We start from the raw sequence: 23,536 nt of genomic DNA on the forward strand, positions 1-23,536 counted from the left end.
CGGTCATGGCTAGAAGCCCGTGGGCTCGGTCTCCAGCTCGGGTTCACCGGGCTGGTATTCGTGGTGCAGCGGCCGCAACGACTCGGTCCGCGGATGCCAGAACAGTGCGTCGTAGCGTTCCCCCATCCGGGTGGGCACGTAGTTGCCCCTCTCCCGGTGCGGGTTGTACACCACCCCGATAGCCCGGTGGCCGCGCCAGGACTCCAGCCACGGCCCGGTCCTGTCCGGGCCGAACACCAGGACCGCCGGCTCCCGAAGCGCCTCATTGAGGAGCTCCTCGTGGCTTCCGTGGACAGCGGCCGGAACGTCCATCACCCATTCCGGGGAGCCCCAGGACTCGGCGGCGGTGACTGACCCGGCGTAGGAGGCGAACCCGGCCAGTACCACCTCGCCAGGGTGCCGCTGGCGGACCAGCTGGCCGATGTTGACCATGCCGTCGCGGGCCATGTCCGTGGCCCGGGCGTCCCCCACGTGCGTGTTGTGCGCCCACACCAGGCCCTTCGATTCCGGCCCGTGGTGCCGGGCGAGCCGGTCGATGGTGTCACTCATGTGGTGGTCGCGGATGTTCCAGGACTGTTGGTCGCCGCGCACCATGGTGCGGTAGTAGCGTTCGGCGTTGGTGGCCACGATGGCGTTCTGGATGGCGTCGAAGGCGGCCGGGTCGTCCTGCATCCGGTGCAGTGTCCGCCGCCGTACTTCGGCCAGCAGTGCCACCACGTCCGCTTCACAGGACTGCGGCACAAGACGGTTGCTCAGGGCATACCGCTGCGGGTCCTCGCGGAACGGGATGAAGCAGTGCCACGCGTGCAGCGCCGCCGGAAGCGCCTCGCTGGCGTTCTCCTCCAGCCACGAGAAGATTTCCCGCAGTGAATCCCAGAGCGAGTACACGTCAAGGCCATAGAAGCCCGTCCGCTGGTGTTCCGGCAGGCGCAGGTTCCATTTCCGGAGCCACTCAAGGAATTCGGCCACCTCCTGGTTGGCCCACATCCAGGTGGGCCAACGTTCAAAACCGGCCAGCAGTTGGCGGGCGTCCATGTCCTGGCCGGTTTCCCCCCTGACCCAGCGGTTGATGCGCCAGCAGTCCGGCCAGTCGCCCTCCACGCCGATCCAGGTGAAGCCGTACTCCTCAATGAGCCGCCGGCTGAGCAGGGCCCGCCAGTGGTAGTACTCCCGGGTGCCGTGCGATGCCTCGCCCAGGCAGACGAAGCGGGCCGGGGCAGCGAGGCGGACGAGGGGTTCCAGGTCGTCAGCGGTGGCGAGCGGGTGGGCGAGGCTGCGGATCTGGGCGGCTTCGGCAGCACGTTCGGCGGGGGGCTCGGCCCACCGGCCGCCGGTGTCGCGGGAGGCGTTCATCCCTTGGCCTCCGGCATGGACCGCCCCACCGGTGCCGGCAGGAGGTAGTGCCGGAACCAGTCCGCGGCAAGGGTGGCCGCCGTGGCAAGGGTGCCCGGTTCCTCGAAGAGGTGGGTGGCGCCGGGGACGATCTCCAGCCGGGTGGGTGCCTGCATGCTGGCCATCGCCTGGCGGTTGAGGGCCAGCACCTGGGTATCGGCGCCGCCTACGATCAGGAGCGTGGGGGCCCTTACGGCGGCGAGCCGGGGGCCGGCAAGATCGGGCCGTCCGCCGCGGGAAACCACGGCGGCTATCTGGGCTCCCGGCTCGGCGGCGGCCCACAGCGCCGCCGCTGCGCCGGTGCTGGCCCCGAAGTAGCCGATCCGCCCGGCGGAGCCGTCATGGCGCGCTTCCAGCCAGTGGGTCGCGGAGGAAAGCCGCTGCGCCAGCAGGCCGATGTCGAACACGTTGGCGCGGTTGACCTCCTCCTCCGGAGTGAGCAGGTCAAGGAGCAGGGTGCCCAGGCCTGCGCCGTGCAGTACGGAGGCCACGAAGCGGTTGCGCGGGCTGTGCCGGCTGCTGCCGCTGCCGTGGGCGAAGAGGACGGTTCCGTCGCACCTGGCCGGCAGGTAGAGGCTGCCCCGCAGCACGGCCATTCCTGACGGGATTTCCACCTCATCCTCCAGGCTCCCGTCGCCGCCTTCCGCACCCCGTGGGGACGGCGGAGAGGCGGCGGCGTCCAGAAGCTGCACCACCTCACCATCCTCCGTGGGCGAAAAGTCGTGGTAGTAGTAGCCCACCGCCTGGAATTCCTGGGGCGAGAGGAGGCAGACGACGTCGTCCGGCTCCTTAAGCTCCACGATGGTCCGGGCGGGGGCAACAGGCACAGCGAGGATCACCTTCGCCGCGCCGAGGTGGCGGGCCACCTGGCAGGCTGCCCTGGCGGTGGAGCCCGTGGCAATGCCGTCATCCACAATGACCACCGTGCGGCCGGCAAGATCAATGCGCGGGCGTCCCTGGCGGAACCGGGCCACCCTGCTTTCCAGCAGGGCCCGTTCCTGCCGTTCCACCTGCTGCAGGTCTTCCTGGGACACGCGGGCCATTGAGATGGTGCGCGGATCCAGGACCCGGACGTTGCCTTCCCCGATGGCCCCCATGGCCACCTCCGGCTGGAAGGGAACCCCCAGTTTCCGGACCACAATTACGTCCAGCGGCGCGTCCAGGGCCTTTGCCACCTCGAATGCCACGGGAACACCGCCACGGGGCAGGCCCAGCACCACCACGTCCCGTCCGCGCAGGGCGGCGAGCCGTTTGCCCAGCCGCCGCCCGGCGTCGGACCTGTCATGAAAAACAACCATCACCGTCACCCGCCATGCGTGATTTCTTCACCGGGCGGGACAGCCGCCGCGGGAGCCCAGGACATGCGGAGGACGAAGTGGGCATCAGAACTGCTCCTGGCAATCACCGCCCCTGCGTCCCCCGCAAGCTTTACCCCGAACTCGATCTCGATGTGTTCGGGGGTAAGTTCCGCCATGGCCTCCAGTGCCGCGCGGGCCGCCGGGCGGACGCTGGCAAGCGCGTCCTCCAGCCGCCGTCCCGTGTCCAGGATCCCCTGCTCGTTCCGCGCCGGATGGTCCACGCCGTAGCTGTCATCGGCGGCCTCGACGAGCACGGTGCCGGATCCCACTTCGTAGCGCAGCACTTCGGTCATGGCGGATTCCCTTTGCTAATGCGAGACGCGGTAGGTCCGGCGGACGTCGGTGCTGGGTTTAATGGCCACCGCTGTTACCACCAGTGCCACCGCCCCTGCGATCCAAGACGTCCAGGCGGCGCCTGTCGCGCCCGTGTACGAACCGAGCCATGGCGAGAGGACCAGTCCTGCTGCGAGGATGGCCTGCACGTATTCCATGGCCGGTGTTCCCGGCATGGCCAGGTTGATGATGCCACTGACCACCAGGAGCCCGCCGAAGACGAGCATGAGGGTGGTGGACATGTTTTGCTGCCGCGTGAACAGGACCGCCACCGCGGTAAAGAGTCCGGCGGCAACCGTTGCGTAGTCCTGCCACCGATACCACTTCTTCACTGAACTTTCCTTTCTGGTTCAGGCGGCCGCCCAGTGCGGCTCCGCCCGGCGGGCCTTGGGTTCCCGCGATATAAGTCAACGCCTGCCGGCACGGACCTTGTAGGGCAGAAAGACCTACGGCCAAGGGCGTGTGGCACTGCCCCGATTCACTGCCAACTCACAGCTTCTCCCCCTGCAAAACGGGGTTCCGGTATGCAAGAGTGTGGCCAACGCTGGGACGTAAATTTTCGGTATCGGACAGCAGGGGCCGCGCGTGAACCAGAGACCAGGCCGCCCATCCGCCAGAAGGCGGTGGCGCTCCCCGGGGCGCGTGCTGCCGTCACTTGCGGCGCTCCCCATGCTGGCCCTGGTGCTGACCGGGCTGGTCGCCTGCCAGCCCCCTGCTCCCCGGCCCTCGCCGGCCCCGTCCGCCAGCGCCCCACCGACGCAGGGTGAAACCACGCCGCCTGGCAGCGAGGCATCCCCAAGCTCCACCGCCGGGGCGGGCACCGGCACCAAACCCGCGGACTCAGCAAAGGCAGCCGGGACCCCACGGCACATTTTCGTGATCAATCTGGAGAACAAGGGATACTCCAGTGTTTGGGGGGACAACTCCGCGGCCCCGTACCTGTCCGGCACGCTTCGCAAGAAAGGCGTGCTGCTGAAGAACTACTACGGCGTGGCCCACAACTCACTGCCCAACTACCTGGCCCAGATCTCCGGACAGCGCCCCAACGACAGCACGGTGGGCGACTGCCATACCTATACGGAATTCATCGCCACTGGCACCGACCCGGACGGCGCTCTGCAGGGCGACGGCTGTGTCTACCCCCAGGACACCCAGACCCTGGCCGGGCAGCTCACCGCGCAGGGCAAGACGTGGAAGGGCTACATGGAGGACATGCAGCAGCCGTGCGAGCATCCGGTCCTGGGCGAGGCGGATGACCACATCAAGGCCACCCCGGAGGAGCAGTATTCCACGCACCACAACCCCTTCGTGTACTTCCGGTCCATCACGTCGTCTCCGGACTGCGCGGCGAACGTGGTCAACTTCTCCGCGCTCCATGACGACCTGAAAACCGTGGCCACCACCCCCAACCTGGCCTACATCTCGCCCAACCTGTGCCATGACGGGCATGACAACACCTGCATCGACGGCTCCGAGGGTGGCCTGGCGGCGGCGGACAGCTGGCTTAAGGAGCAGGTGCCGGCCATTCTGTCTTCGCCCGCCTACAAGCAGGACGGGATGCTGGTGATCACTTTCGACGAGGCCGAGGGCAACGAAACGGATTCCACCGATCCGGGCAGCGCCCCGGCGGGTGGAACGGCAGGAGGACAGGTGGGCGCGCTGGTCCTGTCCCCGTTCGGCAAGACGGGTACCTCCTCGACCACTCCGTACAACCACTACAGCCTGCTGGCCACCATCGAGGACTTGTTCCACCTCCCCCGCCTGGGGCTGGCCGGCGACCCGGGCGTCAATACCTTTGGCGACGACGTTTACCGTAAGGAGTCCTGACGTGAAGTTATGGCAGAACGGACGACGGCGGGCCGCCGTGCTGGCAGGTGCGGCAGTGCTCGCTTTGGTACTCCTTGCCGTCGTCCTTCCCACGGCCTTTCACGCCGGCCTCCCCGCATCACCATCGCCCGCCACGGTGCCACCGGCCGTCCCCGCAGGGGAGCCGGATTCCGGCACCGGGATCGGCAAGATCAAGCACGTGGTGATCATCACCCAGGAAAACAGGTCCTTCGACAGCTATTTCGGAACCTACCCGGGCGCTGACGGGATCCCCATGAAGGACGGGACGCCTGCCGTGTGCCTTCCCGACCCTGCCGACGGCGGCTGCACCAAGCCCTTCTACAACTCCGCGGACAGCAATGCCGGCGGACCACACAGCCATACCGACGCCACGATGGACATCAACGGCGGGGCCATGGACGGATTCGTGGCCCAGGCGGAGAAAGGCCTGTCCGGCTGCGGCGCCGGCAGCGCCAAATGCCAGTACACCGACAACATGCCCAATGATGTGATGGGATACCACGACGGGCGGGACCTGCCCAACTACTGGACCTACGCGCAGAACTTCACCCTCCAGGACCACATGTTCGCCTCCGCGGCTTCCTGGAGCCTGCCGGCGCACCTGTATCTGGTCTCTGAGTGGTCGGCCAAGTGCAGCAAGGCCGGGGACCCGACGTCGTGCGTAAACGCCCTGCAGGACCCGGACCCGGTCCCGGAGCCGCAGATGATCAAGAACACCCTGATCGGACAGTGCCAGGCCGGAATGGACCTGGACCCCTGCCGGGAGGCGCTGGAAGCCGCCGACATCGATCCGGCCCTCGCGGCGCAGATCGACCAGCTGATCGGCACCAGCTGCAAGCCCACCGATTCATACGCGGTCTGCCAGGCGGCAGTGGATGCGGCGCCCGTGTCTCCGGACCTGAAGAAGAAGCTCACCGAGGCTGCCAAGAAGCTGGACCTGCCGGACTACGCCTGGACGGACCTGACATTCCTGCTCCACAAGCATCAGGTGTCCTGGGCCTACTACGTGTTCAACGGGACCGAACCAGACTGCCGCAACGATGCCGCCACCTGTGATCCGGTCAAGCAGGACGCAAAAACCCCGGGCCTGTGGAATCCGCTGCTGTACTTCGACACGGTCAAGGAGGATGGCGAACAGGGCAACGTCCAGCCGTTGAGCGGGTTCTACGACGCCGCGCGGAAAGGCACGCTGCCCGCCGTCACCTGGGTGTCGCCCACGGACAAGGTCAGCGAACATCCCCCAGCCAAGATCAGCACCGGCCAGGCGTACGTGGCAGGGCTGATCAACGCGGTCATGAGCGGGCCGGACTGGAACAGCACCGCCATCTTCCTCAACTGGGACGACTGGGGCGGGTTCTACGACCACGAAACCCCGCCGGTGGTGGACAACAACGGCTACGGGCTGCGCGTCCCGGCCCTGGTCATCAGTCCTTACGCCAGGAAGGGGTACATCGACCACCAGGTCCTCAGCCAGGACGCCTACTTCAAGTTCATTGAGGACGACTTCCTGGGCGGCGAGCGCATCGATCCCGCCACCGATGGCCGGCCGGATCCCCGCCCGGATGTCCGCGAAGCCAACCCGCAGCTGGGCGACCTGGCCAAATCCTTCGACTTCAACCAGGCACCGCTGCCGCCGTTGATCCTGCCCAACGCCACCACGTACTGAGCGTGGCCCCAGGGTTGGTCCCTGGGTTGGTTGGGTGGCTCAGGACCCGGCCACCGTGGAGTTCGCGGCGTCCTCCGCCACCCGCTGCAGGTCCCCGGTGCGGGGCAGCACCTCCAGCTGGCGGACTGCGCCGGTGCCGTCTGCGAGCTGTTCGCGTGCCGTCAGCCCGTATTCCTCCGCCATGGCCTTGAACCGCCGCAGCTGCACGGGGTGCGGGTTGGCGGGCAGCGGTGAGGTGCCCAGCGCGGCCACCCTGACGCCCACGGGGTTCAGCAACCCGCGGGCCATGGGCACGGCCTCCCCGTTGGCCGGATCCACCAGGAGCAGTTCCTCCTCTATTCCGAACGTCCGCCTGCCTGCTCTCGCCCCGCCGGTCAGGTCATTGCCGTAGGTGTCCATCGCCGTCGTCCCCTCTCCCTTGCTTCCTTGCAAGTGCGCGCAAACGGACCGGTGCCGCCTGCCCAAGGGACTCTGCTCACCACCAAAGGACCGTCACGATAGGCACGCGTATAAACACGTTGAAAGCGGTGGGCCGCAGTGCCGGCCCGGCCCCGTTGAACTTCACTCCTACTCACGGGTAAATTTGGGGATGTGACGGGCGCCACGCCCGCCCTCCCGGGCCCTTCTGCAAAGGCCCAGCGGGAGCAGCTGCTGTAGCCGAACGGCAGCATATTATGCAAGAGCGAAAGAGCATGGGCATGTCCGCCTCGCATTTCCAGCAATTCCTGAATGAAGCAACCACCCCCGATCCCTCCGGCGACTCACGCCTCGGCCCCGACTGCCTTTACGGCCTTTACGTCAGTTGGGCGGAACTCCACGGACTGACCCCCAAACCGGACCAGGCCTTCCGTGCCGGAATGCTGCGCTGCGGCGTGGACATCCGGGACTCCGGGCTGCGGATGACCGGCCCCGCCGCGGCCGACTACATTCTCAGCAGCTACCCGGCCGTTGCATGATTCCGGAGCAGGAGAGCCCGGTCCCGGGGTGAGCCCTGGCTGTGTCTATAGTTCATGGTCATGCCCGTGGCCGCAGTGCCCGGACGAAGGGCGCCTTACCCAAGGCAGTCCGTTCGAGCCGATCCACCACCTGCACGTCAATCGGAAGCGGTGACGCTCCTGCCCCGGCTAGTGCTGCTGCCACTGCCGCCCGGATGCCGGCCGTGGTATGCCCGGGCGTGATCCCAGCGACGAGGACGCGCAGGCCGGAAGGGTCCTGGATGACCTGCCAGCCTGAGGTGGCCACGTCGTCGAGCGCGGCGTGGAACACGTTGGGGTGGATGCTGGCACTGCCCTTCCTGCCCGGCAGTTGGAGGACGTCCTCCATGCGGCCTTCAATGTCCTCCAAGAGGCTGAAGGACCGGCCGCAGGGGCAGCCACGCCCGTCCAAGCGGACGGTGTCCGACATTTCGTAGCGGATCAGCGGCAGGGTACGGGAGAACAGCACGGTCACCAGCAGTTTCGCGCCGGTTGTTCCCGGCGGGACCGGGCTGCCGCCGCGGTCCACGGGCTCCACGATGACCAGATCCTCGTAGACATGCCGGTTGCGGTAAACGCAGGGCGAGGCGATCCCGGCCGTTTCGGTGGCGGCGTATATGTCGAACGGTGCACTTCCCCAGGCGTCCTGCATCTCCGCCGCCGCCTGGGCAGTAAGTACTTCGGAGGCCGACATGACGCCCGCGGGTGCGATGTGCAGCCGTCCCTCCCGTTGTTCGGCCGCCAGCGGCCTCAAGGCCGAGGCGTAGCCCACCAGCACCCGGGGCTGGAAGGCATTCAAGGCGCTGACGGTTTCGTCGATGGGCGCGGTGACGTCGAGGCGCAGCGTCGGCACGAAGCGTGAGGCCAGGGATGCACCGACGATGGCGGACTGGTGGGTGGGCACCCGGGAACTGACCAGCGCCATTTTCACAGGTTTACCGGGGACGGTGGCGACGGCCGCCCAATCATTGACGCGGGCGTACGATGCCAGGACGGACGCCCACTCGGAGCGGTTCCAGACAAAAATTCCCCGCCGCCCGGAGGTCCCGGCTGTCGCGGCAACCCGCCATCGCCCCCTGAACGGCCGGGCGGGGTCACCTCCGCTTTGGGTGAGGAAGCGCAGATGGGCTTCGAGATCGGCCAGCCTCAAGTCCGGGGTGGTAACCGCTTCGTCAAAGTTCTCCATCAACTCCGCTTTGGTAACGGGCGGCAACTCTGTGAGCGGCGCGTCATGCAGTCCGGCATGCCGGCGGCGGTAAAACTCCGATCCGGCATAGGTGGCGGCGCGAAGCCGGTGCAGCGCCTGTTCCTGGTGGGCGGCGATGCGGGCGGCGTCCCACCCGTCCCTTTGGCGCCACGTTGCCCGCAGGTACAGCACCTGCGAGAGGATGCGGACGTCCATGGCAGATCCTTCAATGGGAACGCTTCCAGCTTCTTGCGGGCAGGCACGCCACAGCAAGGGCCGAAAGTCGGCTCCCGCGGACCAAAGTCCACGCCCCGGCCTGACGCCCCCTCTCCGGCCGCGGCTGTTAGGGGATGCAAACCTTCGTGGCGAAGGGAATCCCGCGGTGGTTTACTGCCAGCATGTCTGAAACTCTCAAGCTGAGCCGCAACGAGCCGCACGACAGCAGCGTGGCAGCGCGCCTGAACTGGCTGCGCGCCGGCGTCCTGGGCGCCAACGACGGCATCGTCTCCGTGGCGGCCACAGTGGTGGGCGTCGCGGGCGTGACCAACGACCTTGCACCCATCCTGGTGGCGGGCACCGCCGCGGTGGTGGGCGGTGCGGTGTCCATGGCCCTCGGCGAATACGTGTCCGTGAGCAGCCAGAGCGACAGCCAGCGGGCCCTCATTGAGAAGGAACGCCAGGAACTCAGGGATGACCCGGAGGGCGAACTCGAAGAACTTGCCCACATCTACCAGGCCAAGGGCCTCAGCGAAGCCACCGCACGGACCGTGGCCGAAGAGCTGACCGCGAAGGACGCGCTGAAGGCGCACCTGTCCGCGGAACTGAACATTGACGAAGAGGAAGTGGTCAGTCCCTGGCATGCCGCATTCGCCTCCGCCATCGCCTTCACCGTCGGCGCCATCCTGCCCATGCTGGCCATCATCTTCCCGCCCGAACAGGCCCGTATCCCGGTCACGTTCGTCGCCGTCATTCTGGCGCTCGCCCTGACCGGTACTGTCAGCGCCAAGATCGGCGGCAGCTCCAAGCGCAAGGCCACTCTGCGCCTCGTGGTGGGCGGTGCGCTGGCCATGGCCTTCACCTTCGCGGTGGGAAGCCTGCTGGGCACCACGGGAATCGCCTGACCCTCGGCCGCGACCCGCTGACTGCTCACCCTCCAGGCGGCAAAAGGTATGACGGCGTAACGCCGTTTCCGAGCCCGGGCACTGCGTGCTCCCAGCCAATTCCCAGACGCAGCCAAACCTCTTCACATCAGGATCCTGCGCGCGTAGGGTGGGGCACACAACCGCTGCCCCCAGGGGCCGTGGTGGGCTCATGCAGTTGGGCTTCTGGAGCATGCCGGAGGGACCATTGTGGGTAGAAGACCATCCAAAAACCACAGCATGCGTCGGTTCGCGGCACTGGCCGCGGGCCTTCTTTCCCTGCCGGCACTGACCTCCTGTTCGGACCTGGTCTCCCGCGGCTTCCTGCCCGGAGACCGCGGGACCACAGACAAAACGCCGCTCATCATGGACCTGTGGGTCAACTCCTGGATCGCCGCACTCACGGTGGGCATCATCACCTGGGGTCTCATGATTTGGGTCATCGTGGCCTACCGGCGCAGGAAGAACACGGTGGGCTTCCCCGCACAGTTGAGCTACAACCTTCCGCTGGAAGTGTTCTACCTGGCAGTTCCGCTGATCGTCATCGGCGTCCTGTTCGTTTTCACAGACCGGGATCAGCGCGCCATCGACGAACGCTATCCCAACCCTGACGTGGTGATCGATGTTTTCGGCAAACAGTGGTCATGGGATTTCAACTACGTCAAGGAACAGGTCCACGAGGACGCGGGCCAGCAGGCCCACCTGACCGGCGACTACGGTGCCCCGGACCGGCTTCCCACCCTTTATCTGCCGGTGGGAAAGAAAGTGGAACTGCACCTGCAGTCCCGTGACGTGCAGCATTCCTTCTGGGTGGTGGATTTCCTGCAGAAGCGCGACCTCTACCCGGGCCACGAACAGTACAACCCCTACATCGACATCACGCCCAACCGCACGGGCGAATACATGGGCAAGTGCGCCGAGCTGTGCGGGGAATACCACTCCGAGATGCTCTTCAAAGTCAAAGTGGTCAGCCAGCAGGAGTATGACAGCCACATCGCCGATTTGAGGGCAAAGGGCAATACCGGAAGCCTCGGCAGCGACTTCGTGAGGCAGCCGCAGTCAGCCCCGGCACCGCAGCTTCCGGAACCAGCAGAGTAAAGGACGGCACCGCAATGACCACCACAGGCCAGAGAATGGGCGGAACCGCGGCCACGGCTGCGCCGGCAGTGGTCCGGCGCCCCAAAGGCACCATTGTGGTCAACTGGATCACCTCCACTGACCACAAGACCATCGGCTACATGTACCTGATCGCGTCATTCGTGTTCTTCTGCGCGGGCGGCGTGATGGCGCTGCTGATCCGCGCCGAGCTGTTCGAGCCCGGCATGCAGATCCTGCAGACCAAGGAGCAATACAACCAGCTGTTCACCATGCACGGCACCATCATGCTGCTGATGTTCGCCACCCCGCTGTTCGCCGGGTTTGCCAACGTGATCATGCCGCTGCAGATCGGCGCCCCCGACGTGGCGTTCCCCCGCCTGAATGCGCTGGCGTTCTGGTTCTTCCTGTTCGGCTCCACCATCGCCGTGTCCGGGTTCATCACCCCCCAAGGTGCTGCTTCCTTTGGCTGGTTTGCCTACGCACCGCTGTCCAACACCACGTTCACCCCCGGCATCGGCGGAGACCTGTGGGTCTTCGGGCTGGCACTGTCCGGCTTCGGCACCATCCTGGGCTCGGTCAACTTCATCACCACCATCATCTGCATGCGCGCCCCGGGGCTCACCATGTGGCGGATGCCCATCTTCACCTGGAACACCCTGGTCACCGCCATCCTGGTGCTGATGGCCTTCCCGCCGCTGGCCGCCGCCCTTTTCGCCCTGGGTGCGGACCGCAAGTTCGGTGCGCACATCTTCGATCCGGCCAACGGCGGAGCCATTCTCTGGCAGCACCTGTTCTGGTTCTTCGGGCACCCCGAGGTGTACATCATCGCGCTGCCGTTCTTCGGCATCGTCTCGGAGATCTTCCCGGTCTTCAGCCGCAAGCCCCTGTTCGGCTATAAGGGCATTGTCTACGCCACCATCGCGATCGCCGCTCTGTCAGTGACCGTGTGGGCGCACCACATGTACGTCACCGGCGCCATCTTCCTGCCGTTCTTCGCCTTCATGACCATGCTGATCGCGGTGCCCACGGGCGTGAAGTTCTTCAACTGGATCGGCACCATGTGGGGCGGGTCGCTGACGTTCGAGACCCCCATGTTGTGGAGCATGGGCTTCCTGGCCACGTTCCTCTTCGGCGGCCTCACCGGCATCATCCTGGCCTCGCCGCCCATGGACTTCCACGTCTCGGACTCCTACTTCGTAGTGGCGCACTTCCACTACGTGGTGTTCGGCACCGTGGTGTTCGCCATGTTCGCCGGCTTCTACTTCTGGTGGCCCAAGTTCACGGGCACCATGCTCAACGAGCGCCTGGGCAAGATCCACTTCTGGATGCTCTTCCTGGGCTTCCACGCCACCTTCCTCATCCAGCACTGGCTCGGCGTCCTGGGCATGCCCCGCCGGTACGCCGACTACATGCCGGAGGACAACTTCACCTGGATGAACCAGTTCTCCACCATCGGCTCCTACCTGCTGGGGGCCTCCCTCATCCCGTTCTTCTGGAACGTCTACATCACGTGGCGGGCCGGGAAGAAAGTCACGGTGGACGACCCCTGGGGCTTCGGCGCCTCACTTGAGTGGGCCACATCCTGCCCGCCGCCACGCCACAACTTCACCTCGCTCCCCCGGATCCGATCCGAGCGCCCTGCCCTGGATCTGCACCACCCCGAGTTGAGCGTGCGCATGCATCCGTCCGGGGACGCTCCCGCGGAGAGCCTCCTGGGCGCGGCCGACATCGGCGAACAGGACCTCCACGACCCCAACCCCAACAAGTAGCGGAGCTGCTTCGCGACACGGCAATCACTTTTCGACGCGCAAAAGCACCGGCGCTGCCCAAATCAGGGCAGCGCCGGGGCTTTTGCGCAGCACATCACACTTCCCCACCCTGCATCGAATTACGTCACGCCATGCTTTCGTAATTGATGTGAACCTCGTCACTTAAAGCGCTTTCCAGCTTGGTGCTTAGGTTTGCCTACCCTACAGTTTTCTGACATAGGCAACATTCATGTTGCCTAATAGGACCTAGGTTCAAGCAGACTTTTTTCCCCACCGAAAGCAGCCTCAATGAAGATCCGCAACAGCGCGCTGGCAGGTATCGCACTCGCCGCCACCGCAGCTCTTGGCCTGACCGCCTGCGGCGGCGGCACCCCGGCCGGCGGCAACAGCGCCGCTTCCAACGGCGCCCCCTCCGGCGAGATCACGGTGTACAACGCCCAGCACGAGAGCCTCACCAAGGAATGGGTGGACGCCTTCACCGCGGAAACCGGCATCAAGGTGACCCTCCGCCAGGGCGATGACACCGAGATGTCCAACCAGATCATCCAGGAAGGCCAGGCGTCCCCCGCCGATGTCTTCCTGACCGAGAACTCCCCCGCCATGACTCAGGTGGAGAACGCCGGCCTGTTCGCCGACGTCAACAAGGACACCCTGGCCCAGGTCCCTGCCCAGTTCTCGCCGTCCACCGGCAAGTGGACGGGCATCGCCGCCCGCTCCACCGTCCTGGTGTACAACAAGACCAAGCTCACGGAGGACCAGCTGCCCAAGTCCATGCTGGACCTGGCCAAGCCCGAGTGGAAGGGCCGCTGGGCCGCCTCCCCCACGGGCGCCGACTTCCAGGCCATCGTCTCGGCCCTGCTTGAACTCAAGGGCGAAAGCGCCACCGAGGACTGGCTGAAGGCCATGAAGGACAACTCCAAGGCGTACAAGGGAAACAGCACGGCCATGAAAGCGGTCAACGCCGGTGAAGTTGATGCTGCGCTGATTTACCACTACTACTACTATGGCGACCAGGCCAAGACCGGCGAGAACTCCAACAACGTCACGCCGTACTACTTCAAGAACGAAGACCCGGGCGCGTTCCTGTCCGTCTCCGGCGGCGGCGTGCTCAAGTCCTCCAAAAATGCTGCCGCTGCGCAGGCATTCCTGAAGTTCATCACCGGCAAGAAGGGGCAGGAAGTGTTGAAGAACGGAACGTCCTTCGAGTACGCCATCGGATCCGATGTGCCCGCCAACGACAAGCTGGTTCCCATCAAGGACCTGCAGGCCCCCAAGGTTGACGCAGCCAAGCTCAACTCCCAGAAGGTCAGCGATCTGATGACCCAGGCCGGACTCCTCTAATTCCGTGACCACCGATCTATCGGCTCCCTCCAGGCGGAGCACGACGACGGCGGGCCGGGGCACCAGCCCCCGCCCGCCTTTCGGCGTTTCCGCGGTGTCCGTCCTTGCGGTGCTGATCGCCCTCTTCTCCCTCGTCCCCCTGGGGTACGTGGTCTACATGACGGTGGCGACCGGGTGGGACACCGCCGTCGGGCTCATCCTGCGGCCGCGTGTGGGGGAACTGCTGGCCAACACCCTGCTCCTGATGGCCGCCACTATCCCGCTGTGCCTGCTGCTTGGCGTGGCGGGGGCATGGCTGGTGGAACGGACCAGCCTCCGCGGGCGCCGGATCTGGGCGGTCCTGCTGGCCGCGCCGCTGGCAATCCCGGCGTTCGTGAACAGCTACGCCTGGGTTTCGGCCATCCCGTCGCTGGGCGGGCTGGGCTCGGGAATCCTGATCTCCACCCTGTCCTACTTCCCGCTGGTGTACATTCCGGCGGCAGCCACCCTCAGCCGGCTGGACCCCGCCATCGAGCAGTCAGCCGCCGCGCTCGGACTGGGCGCGTGGCGGGCCTTCTTCCGGGTGGTGCTCCCCCAGATGCGCATCGCCCTGACGGGCGGCGGCCTGCTGGTGGGGCTGCACCTGCTCGCCGAATACGGTGCGTTCGCCATGATCCGGTTCGATACGTTCACCACGGCCATCATGACCCAGTACCGGTCCACGTTTAACGGGGCCGCCGGGAACATGCTGGCCAGCGTGCTGGTGTTCTTCTGCCTGCTCCTGCTGGTGGCCGAGGTCCGCAGCCGCGGCACAGCCCGGTACGCGAGGATCGGCTCGGGTGTCCAGGGCAGGGCGTTGCGGCTTCCGCTGCACGCCTACCAGGCGCCGGCCCAGATCTTCCTGCTGGCGCTGACGGCCCTCGCGTTCGGCCTCCCCCTGTACTACGTACTGAAGTGGATCCTTGCCGGTGGGGCCGAGGTCTGGACTGCTGCCGAATTCCTTCCGGCCCTCCTTGCCACCTTCGGCTACGGACTCGCCGGGGCCCTGGCCACCGTAGTGGTGGCCTTCCCTATGGCGTACCTCGCGGTCCGGAAGCCCGGCTGGTTCAGCAAGTCCCTGGAACTGTCCAACTACGTCACCAGCTCCATGCCCGGCATCGTGGTGGCGCTGGCTTTCGTCACCGTCAGCATCCGGGTTGTGCCGGGGATCTACCAGACGGCCGGCGTGCTGGTGGCAGCCTACGTGCTCCTCTTCCTCCCGAGGGCCCTGGTGAACCTCCGTGCGGGGCTGGCACAGGCCCCCAAGGAACTGGATGAGGCAGCCCAGGCCCTGGGCAAGCCGCCGCTGCTGGCCTTCATCCGCGTCACCCTGCGGCTGACCGCTCCGGCCGCTGCCGGCGGCGCGGCCCTGGTGTTCCTGGCCATCGCCAACGAACTGACGGCCACCTTGCTGCTGTCCCCCAACGGCACCAAGACCCTGGCCACCGAGTTCTGGAGCAAGAGCAGCGAAATCGACTACGCCGGCGCCGCGCCCTATGCCCTGCTGATGATCCTGCTTTCCGCCCCCATGACCTATCTCCTCTTCCAACAGTCCAAGAAAGTAGCCGGACAGTGACAGCACCATCAACCCGCAGGCTGCCCGAGCCGCGGGTGGCGCCCTCCGTGGCAGCAACCACCAACAGCCACCTGCAGATTACGGACGTCACCAAGAACTTCGGATCCCAGGCGGTCCTGAAGGGCGTCAACCTGTCCGTGGCCAAGGGCGGGACCACCGCCATCGTCGGCCCGTCCGGTTCAGGCAAGACCACGCTGCTGCGCCTGATCGCCGGGTTTGAACACCCGGACACGGGGAGCATCTCCCTCAACGGAACAGTCGTGGCCGGTGAAGGCGCCTGGCTTCCGGCGCACAAGCGGCAGATCGGGTACGTGGCCCAGGACGGTGCCCTGTTCCCTCACCTCACGGTGGGCCAGAACGTTGCCTTCGGCCTGGATCCGGCCAAGCTCGACGGCGGCCGCCGCGCCGCTGCCGCGCGCGTGGCCGAACTCCTGGAGATGGTGTCGCTTGATGCGTCCATGGCCAAGCGCCGGCCGCACCAGCTCTCGGGCGGCCAGCAGCAGCGAGTGGCCCTGGCCCGCGCCCTGGCCCGGGAACCGGAACTGATGCTCCTGGACGAGCCGTTCTCCGCCCTGGACGCGGGCCTGCGCGTTGCCACCCGCCGCGCCGTGGCCAAGGTCCTTGCGGAAGCAGGAGTCACCACCATCCTGGTCACGCACGACCAGGCTGAAGCCCTCTCCTTCGCCGACCAGGTTGCCGTGATGCGCGGCGGCAAACTGGCACAGATCGGCAACCCCTTTGTGGTCTACACCCGCCCGGCAGACCGGGCCACCGCCGAGTTCCTGGGCGACGCCGTCATCCTGGACGCATGGCTGGAAGGCTCGCTGGCCACCTGCTCACTGGGCGGCATCCCCGTCCGCCGCCCGCCGGCCCAGGGGCGGGTGCAGCTGATGCTGCGGCCGGAACAAATCCGCATTGCCGAGGACGGCCCCATCCGCGGTGTGGTGGTGGACACCGACTACTTCGGTCCCGAAACCACGGTGCGGCTGAAGCTCAACGTGCCCCAGGAAGTGGCGGAGCACGCCGACCACCGCTACCCGGGTGGCGGAGAAGTCATCACCATCCGGCACTGGAACGCCTCGATCGCCCGGCCCGGCATGGAGCTGTGCCTGCGGGTCGTGGGCGAAGCCGTTGCGTTCCCCGTGGAGGACTGACCGCCCCGACGTCCCTGGCCCGGCACCGCCGACACAGAAAAATCACCGCGCGGAAACACTCCGGCAACCTGGCCCCGGCAAGCTGTGCTTACGGGGATACAACAGCAGGAGGCAGCCCGCATGGAGGCACAAGGAGTACGTACGGCCCAGCTCCGCATCGGGGACCAGATCGAGGCGTGGCACCGCGGCAGGCTCTTCCACAAAGGCCGGGTGACCGACGTCGTCCCGGCCCTGGAACTCTTCTGGATCCTGGACGCCCGCACCGGCACGCGCAAGCTGCTGGATCCGGAGGCCCTGGAAATCCGCCACGTGGACCCGGCCCCGGTCACGGTGGAAGTCTCAGCCAAGCCACAGCCCCCGGCGAAGCCACTCGCGCCGGCCTAGATGTCCACCTGGAGCCCGGCGAGGCGTCAGGCGCGTTCCTGATAGACGTCCGGGACGCCGTCCTGGTCCGAATCCACCCGCTCCAGCTCTTCGGCGGCCCGGTACTGGCGGTTGCGGGTGCGCAGCACGGCCGTCGCGAGCAGCGCGGCGATCAGTGACGCGGCCAGGATACCCACCTTGGCATGGTCGTCATGCAGGCTGCCGTTTCCGAAGCTGAGCTCCGCCACCAGCAGGGAGACGGTGAAGCCGATGCCTGCCAGCAGGGCAACGCCGAACACGTCGATCCACTTGAAGGAGCTGTCCAGGGTGGCCCTGGTGGCTTTGGTCAGGACCCAGGTGGTGGCCAGGATTCCCACCGGCTTGCCCAGGACCAGGCCCAGGATGATGCCCAGTGCCACCGGATCGGCCAGGGCCGAGCCCAGGCCATCCCAGCCGCCCACAGCCACGCCCGCGGAAAAGAAGGCAAAAATGGGCACGGCAACACCGGCGGAAATGGGCCGGAACCGGTGCTCGAAAATCTCTGCAAGCCCGGGGCCGGCTTCCGGTCCGCCCGAGGCCTGCGAACGGATCACAGGGATGGCGAAGCCCAGCAGGACCCCGGCAACGGTGGCGTGGATGCCGGAGGCGTGCACCAGAGCCCAGGTCACCGCGCCCAGCGGAAGCAGGATCAGCCAGGCGGCGGCTGCGTGGCGGCCAAAGAACCGGCGGTACTTTTGCGCCAGGAACGCGTAGATGGCCAGCGGGATGAGCGCCAGGAGCAGGGGCGTGGCCTGGATGTCGCTGGAGTAGAAGAACGCGATGATGGTGATGGCGATCAGGTCATCCACCACGGCCAGTGTCAGCAGGAAGATCCGCAGCGCGCTGGGCAGGTGGGAGCCGATGATCGCCAGGACGGCAACGGCGAACGCAATATCCGTGGCGGTGGGGATGGCCCAGCCGCGCAGTGTCCCGGGGCTGGCGAGGTTCACGAGGGCGTAGATCACCGCCGGGACCGCCACGCCACCCACGGCGGCGGCCACGGGGACGATCGACTTGCTGATTTGGCGCAGGTCACCGGCAACGAATTCGCGTTTGAGCTCCAGGCCCACCAGGAAGAAGAAGATGGCCAGCAGTCCGTCTGCCGCCCACGCCCCGAGGCTCAGTTCAAGGTGCCATGGCTCGTAGCCCACGGTGAAGTCGCGGAGGGCAAAGTAGCTGTCCGACGCCGGGGAGTTGGCCCAAATGAGGGCGATGACAGCGGCAAGGACCAGGAGGGCGCCGCCCACGGTCTCCTTGCGCAGGATCTCGCCGATGCGCAGTGCTTCGGCGTAGCTGCCACGCGAAAAAACGGTGGAACCAACAAACCTGTTCCGGCTGGGAGGGGGCGTTGCGGAGTCCATGCAGGCGTCCTTTAATCCGGGTTCGACAAATCCATGCCGACCAGACTTCCCGGCGCACCTCCATCCATCTTACGGGCCACAGGGCCTAACCGGCGCGGCGGTCTCCGGCGTGCTCCGTCCGGCCGTGCACCTGGATGGCCCGCACAGCCCGGTCCAGGTAGTTCCGTGCCTCCGGCGAGTTAGCCAGCTGCACCAGCTCCGCCGCCACCACCACCAGCTTTACGTTGCGGTGGCTGCTGGTGCTCACCAGCATCTGGAAGGCGTCGTCAGAACCGAGCTTCAGCTGGCCCATGAGGATGCCGCGGGCCTGGTCGATGACGGTCCTGGTGGCCGTGGCGCCTGCCACCGCGTCCCGGGCCGTCTCCTCGGTTTCGCGCTGCAGCGTCCGGCTGAGGTCCACGGTCACGCCTTCGAGCGCCGCCACGGAGCCGTCGGCGCCAAGAACCGACTCTCCCGAGGTCAGCACCCGCCGGGTCCTGCCCCGCGCATCAACGATCCGGTGGTACATGCAGAAGAACCCCCCGGTACTGGAAACCTGCGCCACGATTTCCTCGCACCGCTCCCGGTCATCGGGATGCTTGTGGGCGAAGATCAACTCCAGGGTGGGGACCACTTCCCCACGCTGGTAACCGTGCAGGCGGTACATGCCCTCGGACCAATGGAATGTGGGGCCGTCAGGCCCCAGGTCCACCCTGAAGATGCCGGCATCACTTTCGCTGTCCCCGAGGGCGCTCGAATAGACATACAAATCACTGAGCTCCGTCACAGGTCCACCTCCCGCGCAAAGGCCAGCCCCCAGCGGGCGGGCTCTGTCCTCGCTACTTCCAGTATGGTCGCCCGGGACAGCAGAAGGTAGTGCGGGAGGTCCCATGGAAGTTGGCGGATGGATGCAGTAGAGTGCTTGACGCTGATACCCCCTGGGGGTATATTTGGGGTGTTGTCAGTGAAGTGGTATGTCCCGGCCGGTGCGCGCGCCAGCCTTTCACAGCCGTTCAACCCCAGCACCCCTTGATTCCTTCAACGGATTGGAACTGACATGAACATCGGGAACCGCGTCCCACTCCCCCTCGCTGCCTCCGGCTGCAGCTGCTGCGCCCCATCCAGGGCCGTGGAGCCGTCCCGAAGCCTGCCTGCAACCGCGCCGCAGGACGCAACTGCCGCCGTCGTACCTTCCGACGCCGCCTCCACCCTGCGGAACTTCGCCGTGGAGGGCATGACGTGCGGTCACTGCGTCCGGTCCGTTGAGATGGCTGTGTCCGCGCTTGCCGGCGTGACGTCGGCCTCCGTTGACCTGGTGCCCGGCGGCCTGTCCCGGCTTGCCGTCACTGGCCCGGCGTCTGACGCCGCCGTCCGCGCGGCCGTCACATCCGCCGGCTACACCCTTGCCTGACACAGCCAGCGATTGCCTCCAAGGAGGAACAATGCAGGACCATCACGACTCTCACCATCCCGACGGCTCCCACCACCACCAGCCGCCCAGCGGCACGCTTACCGAACCGCCGGCCCACGGTGCCGCGCACACCCAGCACACCGGAAATGCCCAGCCCGGCCACCACGCCGACGACGACCACACCGTCCACACCCACGGCCAGCACGCCGGGCACAGCACGGCCATGTTCAAGAACAAGTTCTGGCTGACGCTGGCCCTTGCCGTTCCGGTGGTCTACTTCAGCCCCATGATGGCCCACCTCCTGGGCTACATGCCGCCGGAGTTCCCCGGCTCCGCCTGGATCCCTCCGGTCCTGGGCACCGTCATCTTCTTCTACGGCGGCCAGCCATTCCTCAAGGGCGGCCTGCAGGAGCTCAAGGACCGCGCCCCGGGCATGATGCTGCTGATCGCCATGGCCATCACCGTGGCGTTCGCCGCGTCCTGGGTCACCAGCCTGGGGATCGGCGGCTTCGACCTGGACTTCTGGTGGGAGCTGGCACTGCTGGTGGCCATCATGCTCCTGGGGCACTGGATCGAAATGCGGGCCCTCGGCTCCGCGCAGGGCGCCCTTGACGCCCTCGCCGCACTGCTCCCGGACGAGGCCGAACGCATCACGGACAGCGGCACCGAGACCGTCCCGGTGTCCGAACTCAACCCCGGGGACCTGGTCCTGGTCCGTCCCGGCGCCCGCATGCCGGCTGACGGCAACGTAGTGGAGGGCCAGGCCGAGTTCGACGAGTCCATGATCACCGGCGAATCCAAGACCGTGGCCCGCGGCGCCGGAGACCCCGTGGTGGCCGGAACCGTAGCCACAGACAGCAGTGTCCGCGTCAGGGTCACGGCCGTGGGGGACCAGACCGCCCTGGCCGGGATCCAGCGGCTGGTGGAGGAAGCGCAGGCGTCATCGTCCCGCGCCCAGGCACTGGCGGACCGCGCCGCGGCGTTCCTCTTCTACTTTGCCGCCGGGGCCGGCGTCCTGACCTTCATCGCCTGGACCCTGCTGGGAAGCGTCCCCGACGCCGTCACCCGGACCGTCACCGTCCTGGTGATCGCCTGCCCCCACGCCCTTGGCCTGGCCATCCCGCTGGTGATAGCCATCTCCACGGAACAGGCAGCACGGGCCGGTGTCCTGATCAAGAACCGGATGGCGCTGGAGCGGATGCGCACCATCGACGTAGTCCTGTTCGACAAGACCGGCACCCTGACCACCGGAGAGCCCGAGCTGAAGGACGTCGCCGTGGCCGAAGGAGCCGATGCTGACGCGGTCCTTGCCCTGGCCGCCGCCGTGGAGTCCGACAGCGAGCACCCAGTGGCGCGGGCCATCGTGCGGGCGGCCAAGGCACGCAACCTGACGCTGCCGGCGGCCACCGAATTCACCTCGCTGACGGGCCGCGGAGTCCGGGCCACCGTGGACGGCCGGGCCGTGCACGTTGGCGGGCCTGCCCTCCTGCGCGAGCTCGGCGTCGTCGAACCCGATTCCCTGGCCATCCGGACGCGTGCATGGATGGACCGTGGAGCGGCCGTGCTGCACGTGGTCGACGGCGGGTCCGTCCTGGGTGCCGTGAGCATGGAGGATGCGGTGCGGCCGGAGTCGCGGCAGGCCGTGTCAGCCCTGCAGCGGCGGGGAGTCAAGGTGGCCATGGTCACCGGCGATGCGCGCCAGGTTGCCCGGGCCGTGGCCGCGGACCTGGACATCGACGAGGTATTCGCCGAGGTCCTGCCCGCCGACAAGGACAAGAAGGTGGCCGAGCTGCAGGGCCGCGGACTGAAGGTGGCCATGGTGGGCGACGGCGTCAACGACTCCCCTGCCCTGGCCCGCGCCGAAGTGGGCATCGCCATCGGCGCCGGAACCGACGTGGCGGTGGAATCCGCCGGCGTGGTGCTGGCAGGAAACGATCCACGGGCCGTGCTGTCCATGGTGGACCTGTCCCGGGCCAGCTACCGGAAGATGTGGCAGAACCTGGTGTGGGCCACCGGCTACAACATCGTGTCCGTGCCGCTGGCCGCCGGCGTCCTGGCGTTTGCCGGCGTGGTCCTCTCCCCCGCCGCAGGGGCCGTACTGATGTCCGCATCCACCGTGGTGGTGGCGCTGAACGCCCAGCTGCTCCGGCGCCTGAAACTGAACCCGTCCGAGGTACGTTGAGTACTGCGGACCGAGCGGAAGGAGGCACCGCCATGACCACCCGCGCCGTGGCGGCCCTCCTTCACAGGGCCTGGCTGTTCGCCGCCGCCTTGACCGTCATCGCCGGACTGCTGGGCATGCACGTCATGACCTCCGGCCACGCCTCGCACGGGGCACCTGCCGGGCACACCGTCGTCGCGCATTCTGCCGGCGCCGCCCATGCCGGGCACACGCCGGGCGCCTCCGCCACGGCCATGCAGGGGCTTGCCCCCGCTGTCTGCGGTGATTCCTGCCCCGGCGCGCAGGAATCGGGGGCGCCGTGCATCCCAACGGCACCCAGCGGCCCGATCACCGTTGCCCCGCCGCAGGCAACGCAGGCGGCCCTGCCGCTGCTGCCGTCAACCGGGAACGCCGGTTCCGCCTACGGCTACCTGCCGCCCAGCCCCACCCCCTGCGAACTGTCCATCAGCCGGACGTAAACCGGACCGCGTCACCCATCACGGCCCAGTTCCCGTACCTCCCCTGAAGGATAATCATGAACACCACTTTTAAGACCCTGTCCATTGCTGCTGCCCTGGCTGCCTCGCTCGGCCTGGCAGGATGCGCCGCCAACGCCGGTTCCGGCAACAGCATGCCGATGGACCACGGCAGCGCCGGCGCCATGTCCAGTGCCATGCCCAGCGCCGGCAGCATGTCGACCGGTGCCAACGCTGACCATAACCAGGCGGACATCATGTTTGCCCAGATGATGATCCCCCACCACTCGCAGGCAGTGGAGATGAGCGACATCATCCTGGCCAAATCCGGCATGCCGGCAGAGGTGGCCGCGCTTGCCACCAAGATCAAGGCCGCCCAGGCACCTGAGATCCAGCAGATGACCGGCTGGCTGGCAGGCTGGGGCATCCCCACCGCGATGGGCGACCACTCCGGCCACGGCATGACCGGCATGGTGGACGACGCCGGCATCGAAAAGCTCAAGTCCGCCACCGGGGCCGATGCCGCAAAGCTGTTCCTCGAGCAGATGATCGGCCACCACGAGGGCGCCATCGAGATGGCACAGCAGGAGATCAGCGCCGGCAAGTCCCCGGATGCAGTGAAGCTGGGCCATGACATCGTGGACGCCCAGCAGGCGGAAATCACCCGGATGAAGCAGTTGCTGGCCACGCTCTAGCCGGCAGTCCAGCCGTCCGGCGGCGGCTCACGGCGTGGGGGGGGGGCCCCCCCCCCCCCCCCCCCCCCCCCCGGGGGGGGGGGGGGGGCCGCCTAAAAACCCCCACGGCCCCGCACCGGTAAGGCTGAGACAGCTTAGACGCGCGGCTTCTCGCGCATCTCGAAGGTCTCGATGATGTCACCTTCGATGATGTCGTTGT

At 67.1% G+C, this 23,536-nt stretch carries 22 protein-coding genes; 14 read left to right on the plus strand and 8 right to left on the minus strand.

The genetic code is table 11. From position 1 onward, the window contains the following. Window positions 1-9: 9 nt before the first annotated feature. The 4 genes from J2X98_RS17320 to J2X98_RS17335 are packed head-to-tail and all read right to left on the minus strand — an operon-like array spanning window position 10 to window position 3,415. Complete coding sequence (locus tag J2X98_RS17320; protein WP_307310646.1) at window positions 10-1,353, minus strand: erythromycin esterase family protein; 1,344 nt, start codon at window positions 1,351-1,353, stop codon at window positions 10-12. Beyond that, window positions 1,350-2,690 (minus strand): phosphoribosyltransferase family protein, encoded by a 1,341-nt coding sequence (locus J2X98_RS17325; RefSeq protein ID WP_307310693.1) that lies wholly within the window; start codon window positions 2,688-2,690, stop codon window positions 1,350-1,352. The genes J2X98_RS17320 and J2X98_RS17325 overlap by 4 nt, the downstream gene beginning before the upstream one ends. Window positions 2,691-2,695: 5 nt before the next feature. Beyond that, window positions 2,696-3,043: a CU044_2847 family protein gene (locus J2X98_RS17330; RefSeq protein ID WP_141940319.1), complete on the minus strand. Its 348-nt coding sequence runs from the start codon at window positions 3,041-3,043 to the stop codon at window positions 2,696-2,698. A 15-nt stretch (window positions 3,044-3,058) separates the two neighbouring features. Continuing rightward, window positions 3,059-3,415: an SPW repeat domain-containing protein gene (locus J2X98_RS17335; protein ID WP_141940318.1), complete on the minus strand. Its 357-nt coding sequence runs from the start codon at window positions 3,413-3,415 to the stop codon at window positions 3,059-3,061. A gap of 310 nt (window positions 3,416-3,725) precedes the next feature. Here J2X98_RS17335 and J2X98_RS17340 point away from each other — a divergent pair, with 310 nt between their 5' ends. Then, on the plus strand, window positions 3,726-4,910 hold the full coding sequence (locus tag J2X98_RS17340) for an alkaline phosphatase family protein (protein WP_307310651.1): 1,185 nt from the start codon (window positions 3,726-3,728) through the stop codon (window positions 4,908-4,910). Window position 4,911: 1 nt separating this feature from the next. Beyond that, window positions 4,912-6,597: an alkaline phosphatase family protein gene (locus tag J2X98_RS17345; RefSeq protein ID WP_307310653.1), complete on the plus strand. Its 1,686-nt coding sequence runs from the start codon at window positions 4,912-4,914 to the stop codon at window positions 6,595-6,597. A gap of 39 nt (window positions 6,598-6,636) precedes the next feature. Here J2X98_RS17345 and J2X98_RS17350 read toward each other — a convergent pair whose 3' ends face one another. Beyond that, a complete protein-coding gene (locus J2X98_RS17350) occupies window positions 6,637-6,996 on the minus strand; it encodes a hypothetical protein (RefSeq protein WP_307310655.1) in 360 nt (119 codons plus the stop codon). Window positions 6,997-7,295: 299 nt separating this feature from the next. On the opposite strand from J2X98_RS17350, the gene J2X98_RS17355 reads away from it, so the two are divergent. Continuing rightward, on the plus strand, window positions 7,296-7,553 hold the full coding sequence (locus tag J2X98_RS17355; protein WP_307310657.1) for a hypothetical protein: 258 nt from the start codon (window positions 7,296-7,298) through the stop codon (window positions 7,551-7,553). Window positions 7,554-7,611: 58 nt separating this feature from the next. Here the strand turns inward: J2X98_RS17355 and J2X98_RS17360 are convergent, their stop codons facing one another. Then, window positions 7,612-8,973: a phenylacetate--CoA ligase family protein gene (locus J2X98_RS17360; protein ID WP_307310659.1), complete on the minus strand. Its 1,362-nt coding sequence runs from the start codon at window positions 8,971-8,973 to the stop codon at window positions 7,612-7,614. A gap of 182 nt (window positions 8,974-9,155) precedes the next feature. On the opposite strand from J2X98_RS17360, the gene J2X98_RS17365 reads away from it, so the two are divergent. The 7 genes from J2X98_RS17365 to J2X98_RS17395 all read left to right on the plus strand — a co-directional run bounded on the left by J2X98_RS17365 (window position 9,156) and on the right by J2X98_RS17395 (window position 17,236). Continuing rightward, entirely contained in the window at window positions 9,156-9,878 is a 723-nt protein-coding gene (locus J2X98_RS17365; RefSeq protein ID WP_141940314.1) for a VIT1/CCC1 transporter family protein, read from the plus strand. A gap of 258 nt (window positions 9,879-10,136) precedes the next feature. Beyond that, the gene (gene ctaC / locus J2X98_RS17370) at window positions 10,137-10,994 is read left to right on the plus strand and encodes an aa3-type cytochrome oxidase subunit II (protein ID WP_141940313.1); all 858 of its coding nucleotides are present in this window, start codon (window positions 10,137-10,139) and stop codon (window positions 10,992-10,994) included. A gap of 14 nt (window positions 10,995-11,008) precedes the next feature. Then, a complete protein-coding gene (ctaD, locus tag J2X98_RS17375; RefSeq protein ID WP_373460915.1) occupies window positions 11,009-12,763 on the plus strand; it encodes an aa3-type cytochrome oxidase subunit I in 1,755 nt (584 codons plus the stop codon). Window positions 12,764-13,051: 288 nt separating this feature from the next. After that, complete coding sequence (locus J2X98_RS17380) at window positions 13,052-14,104, plus strand: iron ABC transporter substrate-binding protein (RefSeq protein ID WP_141940312.1); 1,053 nt, start codon at window positions 13,052-13,054, stop codon at window positions 14,102-14,104. A 4-nt stretch (window positions 14,105-14,108) separates the two neighbouring features. Continuing rightward, window positions 14,109-15,698, plus strand: coding sequence for an ABC transporter permease (locus tag J2X98_RS17385; RefSeq protein WP_307310664.1), 1,590 nt, complete (start codon window positions 14,109-14,111; stop codon window positions 15,696-15,698). Next, a complete protein-coding gene (locus J2X98_RS17390) occupies window positions 15,695-16,852 on the plus strand; it encodes an ABC transporter ATP-binding protein (RefSeq protein WP_307310666.1) in 1,158 nt (385 codons plus the stop codon). The genes J2X98_RS17385 and J2X98_RS17390 overlap by 4 nt, the downstream gene beginning before the upstream one ends. A 120-nt stretch (window positions 16,853-16,972) precedes the next feature. Continuing rightward, a complete protein-coding gene (locus tag J2X98_RS17395) occupies window positions 16,973-17,236 on the plus strand; it encodes a hypothetical protein (RefSeq protein ID WP_141940311.1) in 264 nt (87 codons plus the stop codon). A 26-nt stretch (window positions 17,237-17,262) separates the two neighbouring features. Here J2X98_RS17395 and nhaA read toward each other — a convergent pair whose 3' ends face one another. Continuing rightward, a complete protein-coding gene (gene nhaA, locus J2X98_RS17400; RefSeq protein WP_307310668.1) occupies window positions 17,263-18,615 on the minus strand; it encodes a Na+/H+ antiporter NhaA in 1,353 nt (450 codons plus the stop codon). A gap of 85 nt (window positions 18,616-18,700) precedes the next feature. Then, a complete protein-coding gene (locus J2X98_RS17405) occupies window positions 18,701-19,381 on the minus strand; it encodes a PAS and ANTAR domain-containing protein (protein ID WP_307310670.1) in 681 nt (226 codons plus the stop codon). 270 nt (window positions 19,382-19,651) lie between these two features. On the opposite strand from J2X98_RS17405, the gene J2X98_RS17410 reads away from it, so the two are divergent. Genes J2X98_RS17410 through J2X98_RS17425 form a run of 4 tightly spaced genes read left to right on the plus strand, consistent with a single transcriptional unit; the run spans window position 19,652 to window position 23,337 of the window. Further along, a complete protein-coding gene (locus J2X98_RS17410; RefSeq protein ID WP_307310672.1) occupies window positions 19,652-20,005 on the plus strand; it encodes a heavy-metal-associated domain-containing protein in 354 nt (117 codons plus the stop codon). A gap of 31 nt (window positions 20,006-20,036) precedes the next feature. Next, window positions 20,037-22,187, plus strand: coding sequence for a heavy metal translocating P-type ATPase (locus tag J2X98_RS17415; protein ID WP_141940307.1), 2,151 nt, complete (start codon window positions 20,037-20,039; stop codon window positions 22,185-22,187). Window positions 22,188-22,219: 32 nt separating this feature from the next. Next, window positions 22,220-22,645, plus strand: a complete 426-nt coding sequence (locus tag J2X98_RS17420) for a hypothetical protein (RefSeq protein WP_307310675.1) — start codon at window positions 22,220-22,222, stop codon at window positions 22,643-22,645. A 56-nt stretch (window positions 22,646-22,701) separates the two neighbouring features. Continuing rightward, window positions 22,702-23,337, plus strand: coding sequence for a DUF305 domain-containing protein (locus tag J2X98_RS17425; RefSeq protein ID WP_307310677.1), 636 nt, complete (start codon window positions 22,702-22,704; stop codon window positions 23,335-23,337). Window positions 23,338-23,536 lie beyond the last annotated feature (199 nt).

It is taken from the genome of Pseudarthrobacter enclensis, from assembly GCF_030811655.1.
GTDB lineage: Bacteria > Actinomycetota > Actinomycetes > Actinomycetales > Micrococcaceae > Arthrobacter > Arthrobacter enclensis_A.